Here is a 14,745-nt window from a genome sequence, read left to right as displayed (position 1 = left end):
GATGCGCGCTGGCACATGATTCGCTCACTGCGTTCGCTCATGCGGGCGCGGAGCCGTAGACGGCCTCGTTGAGCGCCGCGACCACGCGCCCGGTATTCGGTCCGAAGCTGAGCAGCACCGCGTCGGACATGTCGACCACGCGCTTGTTCTTCCCGGCCGGTGTCTGCGCGATGCCGGGCACCTTCAGCAGGCCGTCCACTCCGCCGACTGAGTTCAGCCCGTCGGTCATGACGAGCAGGACGTCGGGCGCGGCGCCGATCATCGCTTCGCTGGTGATGGCGGTGAACGGTTCGGTGAGTTGGGCGACGGTGCCCGCGTCCTCGCCGCCGATGGCGGTGATCAGCGAGTCGGCACCGGAACCCGGCCCGGCCATCATGGTGATGGCGGTGCTGCGCAAGTACAGGAACGCGATGCGCAACGGCTTGTCCTTGGCGGGGACCGCGGCGGAGGCGGCGGCGATCTCGTCGCGGGTGCGCTCGGCGAGCTCCCGACCGCGCTCGGGGACGCCGAGTGCGGCGGCGACGGCCTCGATCTGCGGCGCCACACCGTCCATGGTTCGCTGCGGATCGAAGTAGACGACGGTCACCCCGGCCGCGCGCAGCTGCTCGCGCACCGCGGGCGCGGCGCTGGTGGTGTCGGTGAGAAACACGGTGGGCCGCAGCGCCAGAATGGATTCCACGTTCAGCGAGCCGCTGCCGCCGGTCACGTTCGGCAGGTCCAGCACCGCGGGAAACGCCGCCGAGGTGCTGCGCCCGATGAGGTTGGGTCCGAGGCCGAGCGCCCAGACGGTCTGGGCGAGGGTGCCGTAGCGGTCGGCGGCGATGATGCGGTCGGCCGAGGTGACCGTCACCTCCGTGCCGTCGAAGGAGCGCACCGTCACCGGCAGCACCGGTGTGGGGGCGGGACCGATCGGCACCGGATCCAGATTGCCCACCGTGGCGGTGCTCGGCCCGCGCTGTCCGGAACCGGTCGCTTCGCTGTCGTTGCCGCATGCCGCGGTTCCGGCGATCAGTGTCAAAGCGAGGGCGGCGAGGAGGGAGCGAACCACTCCGGGACGAGCACGGTCGACGAGCCTCATGAAGGCAAGCCTAATGTCCGCGTCATTCCGTGCGCGCGCTGACGTCGTCCAGTGCGGCCGCGATCGCGCGTGGCAATTCGAGGGTCTCGGCGGCCATCACGCCGGTGAGCTGTCCGATGTCGCGGGCGCCGACGATCATGCTGGCGATGCCCGGCCGGTCCCGGATCCAGGCCAGCGCGACCGCGAGCGGCGAGGTGCCGAGCCCGTCGGCGGCGGTGACCAGCGCGTCGACCACCCGGGTCGCGCGTTCGTCGAGGCGGTGGCGGATCTCGGCGGCGGTCGCTTCGTCCGCGCCGCGCGAGTCCGCGGGAACGCCGTCGCGGTATTTGCCGGTCAGGATGCCGCCTGCCAGCGGCGCGGACGCGATCACGCCGACGCCGTGATGCTGCGCGGCGGGGACGAATTCGTTTTCGGCACGGCGCGCGAGCAGCGAATAGGGCGTGTGCGCGACGGAGATCGGCGCGATGGCGGCCAGACTGGCCAGCTGCCACGGATTGAACCCGCGCACGCCCGCGTAGCGGACCTTGCCGGAGCGCACCGCGTGGTCGAGGGTGGCCGCGATCTCGTCGAGCGGGGTGCCGGGATCCCAGGCGGCGACATGCCAGATGTCGAGGTAATCGGTGCCCAGTTCGAGCAGGGTGCGGTCGAGCTGGCGCAGCAGTCCGCGCCGCGACGCGTCGATCTCGGTGCGCGGCGCCGGACCCGGCACGGCGGTCTGGGCCGGTTCGGTGCGCGGCAGCACGCCCGCGCAACCGCTCAGCACCAGCTCGTCGCGCGAGACCAGGTCGCCGAGTAGATCGGCCAGGATCCGCTGCGCCGCGCCGCCCGCGTACGCGGGGGAGGTGTCGACCAGGGTGCCGCCCGCTTCGGCGAAGGCCACCAGCTGCCCCGCCGCGTCGTCGGCGTCCGTCTGCAGGCCCCAGGTGTGGGTCGCCAGTCCTATCCGGGACACCCGTAGGCCGCTGCGTCCGACCGTCCGCTGTTCCATCACCGGATCCGCGCTTTCATCACGGCGCCAAGCGTAAATGCTGGGGGCCGCTCGCGGTGGCCGCCGCGCGGCGCCGGGCAGCGGCCGGAATCACCGCTTCACCGGGCGACATGTACTGTCGCTGCGGTATTGCGGCGCCGCTTTTCCGGCGAACGGTGTCGTCGCTGGACCAATTGCCCAGTCGGAACGGCGGTTTCGGGCAACGGAAGAGGAGGTTGCGTGGGCGAGTCGATGACCTGGATACAGGCGCTGGTACTCGGACTGGTGCAGGGTCTGACGGAATTCCTGCCGGTTTCCTCCTCGGCGCACTTGCGCATCGTTTCCTCGGTGTTCTTCGGCGAGGACGCGGGCGCCTCGTTCACCGCGGTCACCCAGCTGGGCACCGAAGCGGCCGTGCTGGTGTATTTCGCCAAGGACATCTGGCGCATCGTCGTCGCCTGGTTCACCACCATGGCCGAGAAGGTCAGCGCCAAGTCCAGGGAGACGGTGCCGATCACCGACCAGGTCACCACGAAACTCCCGGTCATCACCGGAGACGGCGTTCCCTATGGTCTGGCCGAAGATCGGCAGCGCGAACTCGACTACCGCATCGGCTGGTATGTGATCATCGCCACCATCCCGATCGGGGTCATCGGCTACGTGCTGAAAGACGAGATCCGCACCGGCGCGCGCAACCTCTGGCTGGTGTCGTTCATGCTGATCGCCTTCGCACTGGTGATCGCCGCCGCCGAGTACTACGGCGCCAAGCGGCGACCGATCGAACAGCTCACCACCCGTGACGGACTGGTGATGGGTTTCGCCCAGTGCTTGGCGCTGATCCCCGGTGTGTCTCGCTCCGGCGCCACCTCCTCGGCGGGCCTGTTCCTCGGGCTCGAGCGCGAGGCCGCCGTGCGGTTCTCCTTCCTGCTCGCCATTCCCGCCGTGACCGCGTCCGGCCTGTTCAGCCTGCCCGACGCGTTCGCCCCCGCGGGTGAGGGACTCAACGCCTCGGGCCCGCAGCTGCTGGTCGCCACGCTCTTGTCGTTCGTCGTCGGTTACGCCTCGGTGGCGTGGCTGCTGAAGTTCGTGTCGAAGCACTCGTTCAACTGGTTCGTCGGCTACCGCATCGTGCTCGGCCTGGTGATCATGGGTCTGCTCGCGGGCGGGGTGGTGTCGGCGACATGATCCTCGGGCGTACAGCCGCCTTCGCTGCGGCCACGCGCGGGTTTTCGGACGGACCCCGTCCGGCTGTGCCCACTAGGCTGGCCGCATGACGGTGATCCTGCTGCGGCACGGCGTGTCGACCTCGAACACCGCCCGCACTCTCGCCGGCCGCAGCGCCGGAGTCGACCTCACCGAACACGGCGCCGATCAGGCCCGCGCGGTCGCCGAACGACTGGGCGGGCTGCCGATCCAGCACATCGTGCACTCACCGCTGCTGCGCTGCCAGCGCACGGTCGGCCCGCTCGCCGACAAGCTCGGGCTGGAACCGGAGTACGACGACCAGCTCATCGAGGTCGACTACGGCGAGTGGACCGGCAGGCCGATCGCCGAGCTGCTCACCGAACCGCTGTGGAAGGTCGTGCAGCGGCATGCCTCCGGCGCGGTGTTCCCCGGCGGCGAAGGACTCGCCCAGGTGCAGCACCGCGCGGTCGCCGCGATCCGCGAGCACGATCGCGTCTTCGCCGAGCGGCACGGCCAGGATGTGCTGTGGGTGGCGTGCACGCACGGTGACGTGATCAAGTCCGTGCTCGCCGACGCGCTGGGCATCCACCTGGACGGCTTTCAGCGGATCGTGGTGGAACCGGCGTCGATCAGCGTCGTCCGCTACACCCCGCACGCCCCCTACGTGTGGCGGCTCAACGACACCGGTTCGGACCTGAGCGCGTTGGAGGCGATCAGACCGCGACCGCGAGACAGCGACGCGGACAACGATCGCCCCGATACGTCCGGACCGGTTCCCGGCGGCGAGCTAGGCGGTACTGCTAGTGCGGATAATGGGAATGCGTAGCTTTGAGATTCCTTGTAAACGAGTAGACGGTGTTGCGGGAGTCCGGGCGCCGCGGGTAGTCGATCAGGGTCACGCATCAGGAGGTGCAGATGGCACGAGCAATCCATGTATTTCGCACCCCCGATCGTTTCGTCGCCGGGACCGTCGGTGAGCCGGGCGATCGCGCCTTCTACCTGCAAGCGGTGCAGCAGCCGCGCGTGGTGAGCGTACTGCTGGAGAAGCAGCAGGTGAAGGTGCTCGCCGACCGTATGGGACTGTTGCTGGACGAGGTGGCGCGCCGTTTCGGCGCCCAGGTGCCGCCGCAGGCCGACGACGTGGCCGACACCGATCCGCTCGTGACGCCGATCGACGCCGAATTCCGGGTCGGCACCATGGGTCTGGGCTGGGACGCCGACGCGGGCGCCGTCGTGGTGGAGTTGCTCGCCATCACCGAGACCGAGGTGGACGAGTCGGTGGTGCTCGACGACACCGAGGAGGGCCCCGACGCCGTCCGGGTGTTCCTGACACCGATCCAGGCCCGCGAGTTCGCGCTGCGTTCGGCGCGGGTGATCGCGGCGGGCCGGCCGCCGTGCCCGCTGTGCGGGGAGCCGCTCTCCTCGCGCGGGCACATGTGTGTGCGAACCAACGGCTACAAGCGCGGGGACATCTTCGGCGCGGCCGAGCTAGAGGAGTGATGTGGCGCGGGTCGACGAAAGGTTCGCCAGCGGTGAGCTGAATGTGATCGGGCGGATACGCACCGCGAGCAACGTGACGCTGGTCTGCGATGTGGTCGACTCGGATGTCGATGGTCATCCGCTGCGCGTGGTGTACAAGCCGGTGCGCGGGGAGCGGCCGCTGTGGGATTTCCCGGATGGCACCCTCGCCGGGCGCGAGGTGGCGTCGTATCTGATCTCCGACGCTCTCGGCTGGGGCGTGATCCCGGAGACGATCCTGCGTGAGGGTCCGTACGGTCCCGGCATGGTGCAGCGCTGGGTGGACGCGGTCGACAACCACACCGAGCGCGGCAATCGCCTCGATCTGGTCGACCTGTGCCCGCCGGGCGCGGTGCCCGCCGGTTTCTGCGAGGTGTTGCGCGCGCTGGACGGGGAGGGCAACGAGGTGTCCCTCATTCACGCCGACGACCCGCGTCTGCGGCGCATGGCGGTGCTCGACGTGCTGCTCAACAACGCCGACCGCAAGGGCGGACACGCGTTGGAAGGCGTCGACGGTCAGGTGTACGGCGTCGACCACGGCATCTGCCTGCACAGTGAGCACAAGTTGCGCACGGTGCTGTGGGGTTGGGCCGGTCGGCCGATCGGCGACGACCTGGTCGCCGACATCACCGCCTTCGCGGCCGCCCTGCCCGGCGAACTCGCCGACGCGCTCGCCGCGCACATCACCGACGCGGAGATCGACGCGCTCGCGGGCCGGACGAAGGAGTTGCTGGATCAGCCGGTGATGCCGGTGCCGCGGACGTCGCGGCCGATTCCCTGGCCGGCGTTCTGAGGTCGGCTTCCGGCGCGGCGGCGTTCACTCCACCAGCGGGCGCACCCGTTCGCCCGCGAAACGGATGAAGGCGAGCGGGTCCGGCTCGTCGGGGGTGGGTTCTAGGACGACGGTGTCGGCGCCTGCCGCGGACCATCGGTGAACCGCGTCGGCGATGGCCTGAGCGTCGCCGACGACTCCGACGCTGTCGGGCAGACCGGTGCGTCGACGGGTGGCGGCGAGGCGTTCGGCCGCGTCGGGTCCGGTGGCGGCGAGTAGGTAGACGATCACGCGGTGCGGGTCGGTGCGTCCGGCTTTCGCACGTCCTTCGTCGATGAGTTCGCGGGCGGCGCGGATGCCCTCCGGCGTGGTGGCGCTGGTGAGGACAGTGGCGTCGGCCAGTTCGCCGGACAGCCGCAGCGTTCGCGGTCCGCTCGCGCCCGCGGCGAGCGGCGGGGGCGTGCGCGGCGGCCAGTCCAGCGCGACTCGATCCAGGCGGACGTAGGCGCCCGCGGCGTCGACCGTTTGCCCGTCCAGCAGGGCGCGCAGCGCGGTGAGCTGTTCGCGCAGCAGGGTCAGCGGGGAGTCGACGCGGGCGCCGACCTTCCCCATCCAGTCCTGCACGCCGTGCCCGATGCCGGGGATCAACCGACCAGGGTGCATTCGCAGCAGCGCCGCGATCTCCATCGCGGTGAGCGCCACGTTGCGCAGCGGCACCGGCAGCACCCCGATCCCGACGCGCAGTCGTTCGGTGTGGGCGAGCACGGTGGCCGCGCACGCGCTACCCGCGGCCCAGAAACAGTCCTCCCACAGCCACAATTCGGCCAAGCCGCTCTGTTCGGCGGCCACGGCGACCTCGGGCAGCCGTTCGGGCGGGAGCTGGGGAAGTGCGATAGCGCCGAGTACCGTCACCCCGGCCACGGTAGCGGTCGGCACCGACAGGTTCGGCGGTTCGCGAGGGTGACCCTGCCAGGGCCTCCCTACCGCGCGCCTACCGCGTGAGACTCGTCCCATGCTTCGCTACCGACTGTTCGGCAACACCGGCCTACGAATCTCCGAAATCGTCCTAGGCACAATGCTTTTCGACGAAACACAACAGGCGCGGGACATCGTCGACGCCTTCGCCGACGCGGGTGGCAACGCACTCGACACGGCCTCCGCCTACGGCGACAGCGAGGAGATTCTCGGCGAGATTCTCGACAAACGACGCGACCGATTCGTGCTCGGCACCAAATACACCCTCAGCCGCGACCCCGACGACGTGAACGGCGCGGGCAACCACCGCAAGAACCTGATGCTCTCGCTGGAGCGCAGCCTGCGGCGGTTGCGGACCGACTACGTCGACATCTTCTGGGTGCACGTGTGGGACCGGCACACCCCGCTGGAGGAGACCGTGCGCGCCCTCGACGACGCGGTGACCGCGGGCAAGGTGCGCTACCTCGGAATCTCGGACGCGCCCGCCTGGGTGGTCGCGCGCGCCAACACTCTGGCGCAGTGGCGGGATCGCACGCCGTTCGCGGGGCTCCAGGTGCCCTACAACCTGCTCCAGCGCGATATCGAGCGCGAACTGCTGCCGATGGCGGAGGCGTTCGGGATGAGCGTCACCGCGTGGCGGCCGCTGGCCGCAGGGATACTGACGGGCTCGACCGGCAGACGGGTCGACCCGGCCGCGTTCACCGACCGCGAGCGTGCCGCCGCCGACGCGGTCGCCGAGGTCGCCGCCGAGCTCGGGGCGCGACCCGCGCAGGTGGCGCTGGCCTGGACCCGGCACAAGTCGCCCGCCGTGTTGCCGCTGGTCGGGGCGAGCAGCGTCGAGCAACTCAGCGAGAATCTGGCCGCCGCCCAGCTGACCCTGCCCGAGGACGCGGTGCGCCGGTTGGAGGCCGCGGCGCCGTTCGAGCGCGGGTTCCCCGGCGACTTCCTCGCCGAGTCCGAACCGCATCCGTTCGTCTTCGGCTCCGCGGCGACGCGAGTGGATGGGCGCGGCAGAGCGTTCGTATAGGTCGCCGCGGTTTCTCGCCAACTGCGCGAGGCTCTGATGCGGCGAAGTCGTCTGCAGGTTTGGGCGTGAACCGGAGCCCGCATGATTCGTCGGATGTTCTTTTCCGCGAGAGCGAAACCATTGACTTCTGGTAGCGGTCTCGTTTTGGCTGGTCCCGATAGGGTCGTGTGGCGCTCGGGGTGCCCGCGCGGCCGGGGCGAGCGGCGATGAACTCGGCCACACCTTTACCCTCGAATCATGCAGTCCTGGTCCGATACCGCCCTACCGACCGTCCCCGGAGCAGGGCCACCGTTGCGGTTGTACGACACCGCCGACGCGCGGGTGCGGCCGGTCACCCCCGGCGCCACCGCCACCATGTACGTCTGCGGGATCACCCCCTACGACGCCACCCACCTCGGACACGCCGCGACCTACCTGACCTTCGACCTGGTCAACCGGCTGTGGCGCGACGCGGGCCACGACGTGCACTACGTGCAGAACGTCACCGACGTCGACGACCCGCTGTTCGAGCGCGCCGCCCGCGACGGCCTGGACTGGCGCGATCTCGGCACCCGCGAGATCGACCTGTTCCGCTCGGACATGCGGGCGCTGCGGATCGTGCCGCCGCGCGAGTACGTGGGCGCCATCGAGTCGGTGGACGAGGTCGTCGAGTTCGTCCAGAAATTGCTCGCCTCGGGTGCGGCGTACGTCGTCGAGGACGCGGAGTACCCCGACATCTACTTCCGCGCCGATGCCAACGAACAGTTCGGCTACGAGTCCGGCTACGACCGCGCGACCATGGAGCGGCTGTTCGCCGAACGCGGCGGCGATCCGGACCGCCCCGGCAAGCGCGACACCATCGACGCGCTGCTGTGGCGCGCGGCCCGTCCCGACGAGCCGTCCTGGCCCGCCCCGTTCGGTGCGGGCCGGCCTGGCTGGCACATCGAGTGTTCGGCGATCGCGCTCAACCGCCTCGGCCCGGAGTTCGACATCCAGGGCGGCGGCAGTGACCTGATCTACCCGCACCACGAGTACTCCGCCGCGCACGCCGAATCCCTGATCGCGGGCCGCCGTTTCGCCCGCCACTACGTGCACGCCGGGCTGATCGGCCTGGACGGCGAGAAGATGTCGAAGTCCAAGGGCAACCTGGTGCTGGTCTCCAAGCTGCGCAACTCCGGTGTCGACCCGGCCGCCATCCGCCTCGGCCTGCTCGCCGGACACTACCGCCAGGACCGCATGTGGACCGACGAGGTCCTCACCGACGCCCAGGCGCGCCTGGCCCGCTGGCGCAGCGCCACCGCCCTGGCTTCCGGCCCCGTCGCCGAGGACACGGTGGCCCGCCTGCGCCAGCACCTCGCCGACGACCTCGACACCCCCAAAGCCCTTGCCGCCGTGGACAACTGGGTCGCGCAGGCGCTCGAATACGGCGGCCCCGACACCGCGGCGCCCGGCTTGGTCGCCACGGCCGTCGACGCGCTGCTCGGCGTCGAGCTGTAAGGGCTGCGCGCCGCCGGTGCCGCCACGGGTCGTCCGCTACACCGCCCGGTCGTCTGCAAACCACCACGGATTCGGTGGGCGATAACCTTCGCCCCGGGCCGGTCACCCGCCAGTACCCCCGGGTCACAGCCGGTCTCGCCGCTTCGATCATGGACTCACACGACGCCCGCCGCGTTCCCGGACGCGGCGGGACGGACCCTGAGGGGTTGCCAGATGCCGGGTTTCCGTGATCTGGTGCACGGATGTGCAATCTGCATCCTGGTTCGCTGATCGCTGGGTTCCGCGGGGCGTGGGGGCGGCCGATGCGATTGGAACCGGTGGGCGAGGCGGGGGACGCGCGGACGACGGCGGCGCGGCGGCGGTTCTTCGGTGCGGCGGCCGATCCCGAGACGGGTGCGGTACCGGCCGATCGCGTGGTGCTGTCATGGGTCGGCTGCACGACTTACGCGCTTGCGCTGGGCGGTTCGGTGTTCCTGCTCGACGCGTGGGTACCCCGGGTGACCAGTTCCGGCTATGTGCCCGCGACGACGCAGGAGTTGGCGGACTTGCGTCCGGCGGCGATCTTCATCGGTCACGGCCATTTCGACCACGCCGGTGACGCGGGCGCGATCGCCGAGGCCAGCGGCGCGACGGTCTACGGCACGGCCGAGCACTGCGCCGCCATCCGCGCCCAGGTGCCCGAGGCCACGTTTCCGTCGGAGGCGCTCGGTGACGCCCACACGCCCATCGGGCAGCGCCACGAGGTCACCGTCGGTGGGGTCGCGGTCACCGCGGTCCGGCACTTGCATTCGGCTCGCACCCCGCAGGATCCGGCCGACGAGGCGCGGCGGTTCTTTCCGCGTCCGGAACTGGGACCGATCCTGCGCCACCATCCGACGCTCACCGATCTGCGCCAGACGTTGCCGCGCTTACTGGATCCAGAGGGCGGTGTGCTGCTCTACCAATTCCGCGTCCCCGGTTTCACGCTCACTTGGCACGATTCCGCGGGCCCGCTCACCGAGAAGGCGCCCGAGGTGTTCGACGTGCTCGCGGGGTTGCCGTCCACGGACGTGCACATCGGCGCGGTGCAGGGCTACAACCAGATCACCAACGGCCTGCGCGATCCCCGCAAGTACGTCGAGGCGCTGGGCCCGGCGCTGTTCGTCCCGTCCCACCACGACAATTGGCTGCCGGGCCTGACGGCCAGCGCCGCCACCTACGACGCCCCGCTGCGCACCGAACTCGCCCGCTTGGCTTCCGGGCGACGCCCAGAGTTACGCACCATGCACGACCCCACCGACTACCTCAGCCCCGACCGCCTCACCTTCACACTCTGAACCGCGGCCGCGTTCCACATACCTTTCGCACGCCGCACACAGACGATGCCTATGTGCGGCGTGCAAAACCTGTGTGCCAGTTGGCTCGGAATCGTTGGGTGCTCAGGGCAATACGAGTAGACCTGTCGCGTATATCGCCGCTACGCCGACAGCGACACCCAGGGTCGCGGTGGGGTCCATCGCTGCCACGGTTCCGGTGTCGCGATCGTCCGCGGTGCGCAGTGCGGGCGCGATCTGCACGACGACCTGCGCGATCGCACCGATGCCCAGACCGAGCAACAGCAGCGACAGTTCGGCATTGTTGACGCCCGCGCCGAGCACCGCGCCGAGGATCGCCGGTGCGCCCGCGATGAGCCCGAGCCCGAGCAGTCGCAGCACCCCCGGACGGGCCGCTGTCAGTAGCGGGCTGACGATCGCCAATCCTTCGGTGGTGTTGTGCAACGCGAACCCGATGACCAGCGCCGCGCCGAGCGCGAGTTCGCCCAGCGCGTAGGCGGATCCGATGGCCAGGCCCTCGCCGAGGTTGTGCAGTCCGATGCCGATGGCGATCATCAGCGCCAGCCGGGTGCCGCCGCGTCCGTCCGAGGCGTCGGCGCGGCGGGTGAGCCAGCGGTCGACGAAGGTGAGCGCGAGGAAGGCGAGAATCGCCCCGAGCGCGAGCAGGCTGATGCCGCCGAACGCGCCGCCGGAACGCTCGCCGAGCTCGAACCCTTCGAAGACGGCGTCGACGGCGAGGAACAGCAGCAGCCCGACGGTCACCGCGAGCAGGAAACGGATGCCGCCCTTGCCGATTCGCCGCAGCACGGGAAGCAGCAGCATGCCGAGAACGACCGGGATGATGCCCACGTAGGCGCCGAGCAGCGCCATCACCGCGAACAGGTCGCGCCCGCCGGTGGGTGTCTCGACGGCCGCGGCGATCTCGTGTTCGACGACCAGTCCGGTGGAGGTCAGCATGGAGACCAGATACGGCTGACCTTCCTGCCAGGGATAGTCCAGCGTGAGCACGGTGCTGCGGCGGGGTCCGATCGGTTCCTCGCCGCCGCGGACGTCGACGAACGCGTCGTTGACGAACACCTGCGCCACCCGCACCGGATCGGGTCCGGCGTTGCGCACGGTGAGATCGATGCGGCCCGGCGACATCCGAACCTGTTCGACCGCGATCTCTTCCACCGGTGGACCGATCCGCTCGGGCAGCGAACGCCCACCCACTACGGCCAGTGCCGCCAGCGCCAAGCCGAGCAGCAGAACCACCGCCACGGTCGACAACCATCCGGGAGCCTCGGACTTCTGCGATGCGGCAGTTTCGGTGCGCTCGCTCATCAGGTCACCTCGAAGAATCCCATCCACCCCAGTTCGGCGAACTCGGATTTGTGCGCGTGGAACATGAACTTCCCCGCGTACGGGAACCGCAGTTCGCAGATGCCGCGCTGGCCTTGGCCCTGGACGATCGTGTCGGTGTAGTCGGCGGGTTGCAGCCGGGTGCCGGTGGGGTAGTAGTCGAAGAAGTTGCCGTGGATGTGGAAGCTGTTGACCGGGTCGTACTCGAGCACGTTGACCAGGTAGATGCGCACGAGTTCACCGCGTTGCACGCGCACCGGTTCGTGCATGTAGTGGAACGGGATGCCGTTGACGGCGTAGAGCTGGTTGCCTTCGGCGTCGAAGGTGGTGTTGTAGCCGTGCTGCACCATGACCAGCTCGTCGGCGGCCGGACGCGGCCGCGGCGGGTCGACGATGAACGTCCCGTACATGCCGCGGGCGATGTGCTCGGCCAGCGGCCCGACGTGGCAGTGGTAGAGGTGCACGCCGAAGGGGATGGCGTCGAATTCGTAGACGGTGCTCTGCCCGGGCGCGATGAGTCCGGCGCCGAGGCCGGGGGTGCCGTCCATCTCCGCGGGATGGATGCCGTGGAAATGCATGGTGTGCGGGTGTTGCGAGCCGTTGGTGAAGGTGATGCGCAGCAGGTCGCCCTCGGTGCAGCGCAGCGTCGGTCCCGGGATGCGGCCGTTGAACACCCACGCCGGGAACTGCACGCCGGGCGCGACCTCGAGTTCCTTGTCGGTGGAGGCGATCTCCCACTCCCGCACGGTGCGACCGTCGGCGGCTTCGGTGACCGTGCCGTAGTCGAAGTCGCGCAGGATCTCGGTCGGGTCGAATCCGTTGCCGTGGTGGTCGACCGCCGAACCGATGCGGAAAGTGGGCCCGCTGACCCCGCCGCCGTGGGCGACCGCCCCGTGCGTACCGTGGCCGGTCTGTTCCGAGCGCGGTCGCGCCTCGGACAGACCCGCGCGCGCCGCCACCGCCGCGCCACCCAGGCCCAGCAGCGCGCCGCCGCCGGCCAGAAAGCCGCGGCGCGAAGGCTCCCCCATCAGGTCACGCTGCACCACCGCACGCCTTACCCACAGAGTTTTCGTATTACCTAAATTAGATCTGTGGGATCGCTAATACAACAGTGTGGGTAACCGTCCAGACCGGTCGGCTCGGGCCCTAGCGCACCGCGGTGTCCAGCGCCTCGATCGGCTCGTGAACCGAACCATCCGGTCGGTCCGCGTAGAGTTCCTCGATCTCGGCCGCGTACTTCTCGGCGATGGGCTTGCGGCGCAGTTTCATCGTCAGGGTGATCTCGTCGCCGCCCGGCTCCCAGAAGACCGGCAGGATCGTGAACCGCTTGACCTGCTCGACTCGCGACAACGCCGCATTGCCAGCCGCCACCCCGCGCGCGATCGCCGTGATCACTCCGGGGTCGGCGGCGAGTGCGGCGGCCGAGGAATCCGGCAGCCCGTGCTGAGCGGCATAGGGCGCCGCGGATTCGGCGTCGAGCACGATGAGCGCGGTGGTGAACGGCCGCCGATCCCCGATCACCGCCAGCGAGCCGACCAGCGGGGTGGCGGCCTTGATGGCGTTCTCGATATTGGCAGGCGACATGTTCTTGCCCGCCGAGTTGATGATCAACTCCTTCTTGCGGTCGACCACCTTCAGGTAACCGTCCTCGTCGACGGTGATGATGTCGCCGGTGTGCAGCCAGCCGTCGTCATCGAGCGCCGCGACGGTCTCGTCGAGTTCCTTGCGATAGCCGCGCATCACCAGCGGTCCACGCACCAGGAACTCACCGTCCTCGGCGACGGAGCCCTCCAGCCCGGGCAGCAGCTTGCCGACGGTGCCCAACCGCGCCTGCTCCGGCGGGCTCACGCTGGCCACGCAGGTCAGCTCCGACATCCCCCACACCTCGGAGATCGGGATACCCAGCCCGAAGAAGAACCCGAGCGTCTCCGGCGGCACCGGCGCGGCGCCCGATATCGCCCACTTCACCTGATCCAGACCGAGTTTCGCGCGCAGCTTCGACAGCACCGCGGCATCGGCGCGCGCCCACTCCTCGGCGAGAGCGGGATCGAGGGGCTCCTCGCGCAGCCGGGCCTCGGCCTTACGGCGGGCGGTGTCGAGAGCCCACTGCAAGGCGGCCTTGGTGGTGGGATCGGGCTCGTTGGCGACGGAGAACTCGATCGCCGCCTTGAACTTCTCCCACACCCGCGGCACCGCGCCCCAGATGGTGGGGCGCACGTCGAGCAGCGCGGCGGGCAGCTGCGCGCGATCGGGGACGGCGGTGATCTGCGTGCCGAACACCTCCTGCAGGTACAGCGCGGTGAACCGGTCGGCCATGTGCGCGGTCGGCAAGTAGGAGGTTTGACGGTCGCCGAATTCGACCGGCAGCACCGAGGCGAACGCGCGGGCTTCGAACAGCAGATTCTCGTGGGTGATCTCCACGCCCTTGGGATTGCCAGTGGTGCCCGAGGTGTAGCAGAGGGTGACGATGTCGTACGGGCGCACGGCACGCCAGGTCGCCTCGAAATCGAAATCCGCAGCGGCCGAGGCCATGAGCTCGTCGACACCGATGGTTCCCTGGGGCGCGCCGTCGACGCACACGATGGTCTCGATCGGCGCGCCGCAGCCACGGACCCGCTCGACGTACTGTTCCTCGCAGATCACCACCCGGTTGCCCGCATTGGTGAACACATGGTGCAACTGGTCCGGCGCGAGGGTGTTGTACACCGAGAACGACGTGGCGCCGGTGTGCTGTGCGCCGACTTCGAGCGGATAGAACTCGACGCGATTGCCCATCATCAGGGCCACGGTGTCACCGCGCCCCACGCCGAGCGCGCTCAGCCCGCCCGCGACGGCTCGGACCTGTTCGGAATACGCACGCCACGTCAGGCTCTGCTCGCCGCCGATCGAGCGGACGGCTACCGCGTCCGGATCGATCGCGGCGACGCGCTGGAATGCGGCACAAGAGGTGTTCGGTTCGGTCATTTCGGTCTCACTCACGACGCCCGGCACTGTGCTCCGACGGTAGGTCGGGCGGGGTGCTGCGCGCTGGCTTTTTCCGAAACCTGTTCGCGGACAGGCGCTTACCCGCCAGCGCGGTCGGCGTGAACGACG

The 14,745-nt window shown here is 69.7% G+C and carries 13 protein-coding genes; 7 read left to right on the top strand and 6 right to left on the bottom strand.

From position 1 onward, the window contains the following. Window positions 1-37 precede the first annotated feature (37 nt). Entirely contained in the window at window positions 38-1,078 is a 1,041-nt protein-coding gene (locus T333_RS29770; RefSeq protein ID WP_496426573.1) for a heme/hemin ABC transporter substrate-binding protein, read from the bottom strand. Between the two features lie 22 nt (window positions 1,079-1,100). After that, window positions 1,101-2,066, bottom strand: a complete 966-nt coding sequence (locus T333_RS29765; RefSeq protein ID WP_496426572.1) for an aldo/keto reductase — start codon at window positions 2,064-2,066, stop codon at window positions 1,101-1,103. A gap of 231 nt (window positions 2,067-2,297) precedes the next feature. Between T333_RS29765 and T333_RS29760 the strand changes: the two genes are divergently transcribed. The 4 genes from T333_RS29760 to T333_RS29745 all read left to right on the top strand — a co-directional run bounded on the left by T333_RS29760 (window position 2,298) and on the right by T333_RS29745 (window position 5,541). Beyond that, window positions 2,298-3,230, top strand: a complete 933-nt coding sequence (locus T333_RS29760) for an undecaprenyl-diphosphate phosphatase (RefSeq protein WP_496426641.1) — start codon at window positions 2,298-2,300, stop codon at window positions 3,228-3,230. A gap of 85 nt (window positions 3,231-3,315) precedes the next feature. Beyond that, complete coding sequence (locus T333_RS29755) at window positions 3,316-4,056, top strand: histidine phosphatase family protein (protein ID WP_355001360.1); 741 nt, start codon at window positions 3,316-3,318, stop codon at window positions 4,054-4,056. Between the two features lie 89 nt (window positions 4,057-4,145). After that, window positions 4,146-4,730, top strand: a complete 585-nt coding sequence (locus T333_RS29750; protein ID WP_355001359.1) for a DUF3090 domain-containing protein — start codon at window positions 4,146-4,148, stop codon at window positions 4,728-4,730. 1 nt (window position 4,731) lies between these two features. Next, window positions 4,732-5,541 (top strand): SCO1664 family protein, encoded by an 810-nt coding sequence (locus tag T333_RS29745; RefSeq protein ID WP_355001358.1) that lies wholly within the window; start codon window positions 4,732-4,734, stop codon window positions 5,539-5,541. A gap of 24 nt (window positions 5,542-5,565) precedes the next feature. Here the strand turns inward: T333_RS29745 and T333_RS29740 are convergent, their stop codons facing one another. Further along, the gene (locus T333_RS29740) at window positions 5,566-6,432 is read right to left on the bottom strand and encodes an LLM class flavin-dependent oxidoreductase (RefSeq protein WP_496426571.1); all 867 of its coding nucleotides are present in this window, start codon (window positions 6,430-6,432) and stop codon (window positions 5,566-5,568) included. A 100-nt stretch (window positions 6,433-6,532) separates the two neighbouring features. On the opposite strand from T333_RS29740, the gene T333_RS29735 reads away from it, so the two are divergent. The 3 genes from T333_RS29735 to T333_RS29725 all read left to right on the top strand — a co-directional run bounded on the left by T333_RS29735 (window position 6,533) and on the right by T333_RS29725 (window position 10,314). Further along, the gene (locus T333_RS29735) at window positions 6,533-7,522 is read left to right on the top strand and encodes an aldo/keto reductase (protein ID WP_496426570.1); all 990 of its coding nucleotides are present in this window, start codon (window positions 6,533-6,535) and stop codon (window positions 7,520-7,522) included. Between the two features lie 237 nt (window positions 7,523-7,759). Continuing rightward, the gene (mshC, locus tag T333_RS29730) at window positions 7,760-8,998 is read left to right on the top strand and encodes a cysteine--1-D-myo-inosityl 2-amino-2-deoxy-alpha-D-glucopyranoside ligase (RefSeq protein ID WP_355001355.1); all 1,239 of its coding nucleotides are present in this window, start codon (window positions 7,760-7,762) and stop codon (window positions 8,996-8,998) included. A 302-nt stretch (window positions 8,999-9,300) separates the two neighbouring features. Beyond that, a complete protein-coding gene (locus T333_RS29725) occupies window positions 9,301-10,314 on the top strand; it encodes an MBL fold metallo-hydrolase (protein ID WP_496426569.1) in 1,014 nt (337 codons plus the stop codon). A 102-nt stretch (window positions 10,315-10,416) separates the two neighbouring features. On the opposite strand, the gene T333_RS29720 is transcribed toward T333_RS29725, so the two are convergent. The 3 genes from T333_RS29720 to fadD11 form a co-directional block, all read right to left on the bottom strand. Further along, window positions 10,417-11,634 (bottom strand): ZIP family metal transporter, encoded by a 1,218-nt coding sequence (locus tag T333_RS29720; protein WP_496426568.1) that lies wholly within the window; start codon window positions 11,632-11,634, stop codon window positions 10,417-10,419. Then, window positions 11,634-12,680 (bottom strand): multicopper oxidase domain-containing protein, encoded by a 1,047-nt coding sequence (locus T333_RS29715; RefSeq protein WP_496426567.1) that lies wholly within the window; start codon window positions 12,678-12,680, stop codon window positions 11,634-11,636. The genes T333_RS29720 and T333_RS29715 overlap by 1 nt, the downstream gene beginning before the upstream one ends. A 118-nt stretch (window positions 12,681-12,798) precedes the next feature. Further along, window positions 12,799-14,616 carry a fatty acid--CoA ligase FadD11 gene (gene fadD11 / locus T333_RS29710; protein WP_496426566.1) on the bottom strand — a complete coding sequence of 606 codons (1,818 nt, stop codon included), beginning with the start codon at window positions 14,614-14,616 and terminating at the stop codon, window positions 12,799-12,801. Window positions 14,617-14,745 lie beyond the last annotated feature (129 nt).

The organism is Nocardia sp. CNS-044 (assembly GCF_059570515.1).
This window is presented reverse-complemented; position numbering and strand designations above follow the sequence as displayed.

What these genes read in the sequence shown, in the direction of transcription:
- T333_RS29770 (WP_496426573.1), bottom strand. Translation starts at nt 1,078, where the DNA reads ATGAGGCTCGTCGACCGTGCTCGTCCCGGAGTGGTTCGCTCCCTCCTC.
- T333_RS29765 (WP_496426572.1), bottom strand. Translation starts at nt 2,066, where the DNA reads ATGGAACAGCGGACGGTCGGACGCAGCGGCCTACGGGTGTCCCGGATA.
- T333_RS29760 (WP_496426641.1), top strand. Translation starts at nt 2,298, where the DNA reads ATGACCTGGATACAGGCGCTGGTACTCGGACTGGTGCAGGGTCTGACG.
- T333_RS29755 (WP_355001360.1), top strand. Translation starts at nt 3,316, where the DNA reads ATGACGGTGATCCTGCTGCGGCACGGCGTGTCGACCTCGAACACCGCC.
- T333_RS29750 (WP_355001359.1), top strand. Translation starts at nt 4,146, where the DNA reads ATGGCACGAGCAATCCATGTATTTCGCACCCCCGATCGTTTCGTCGCC.
- T333_RS29735 (WP_496426570.1), top strand. Translation starts at nt 6,533, where the DNA reads ATGCTTCGCTACCGACTGTTCGGCAACACCGGCCTACGAATCTCCGAA.
- mshC (WP_355001355.1), top strand. Translation starts at nt 7,760, where the DNA reads ATGCAGTCCTGGTCCGATACCGCCCTACCGACCGTCCCCGGAGCAGGG.
- T333_RS29725 (WP_496426569.1), top strand. Translation starts at nt 9,301, where the DNA reads ATGCGATTGGAACCGGTGGGCGAGGCGGGGGACGCGCGGACGACGGCG.
- T333_RS29720 (WP_496426568.1), bottom strand. Translation starts at nt 11,634, where the DNA reads ATGAGCGAGCGCACCGAAACTGCCGCATCGCAGAAGTCCGAGGCTCCC.
- T333_RS29715 (WP_496426567.1), bottom strand. Translation starts at nt 12,680, where the DNA reads ATGGGGGAGCCTTCGCGCCGCGGCTTTCTGGCCGGCGGCGGCGCGCTG.
- fadD11 (WP_496426566.1), bottom strand. Translation starts at nt 14,616, where the DNA reads ATGACCGAACCGAACACCTCTTGTGCCGCATTCCAGCGCGTCGCCGCG.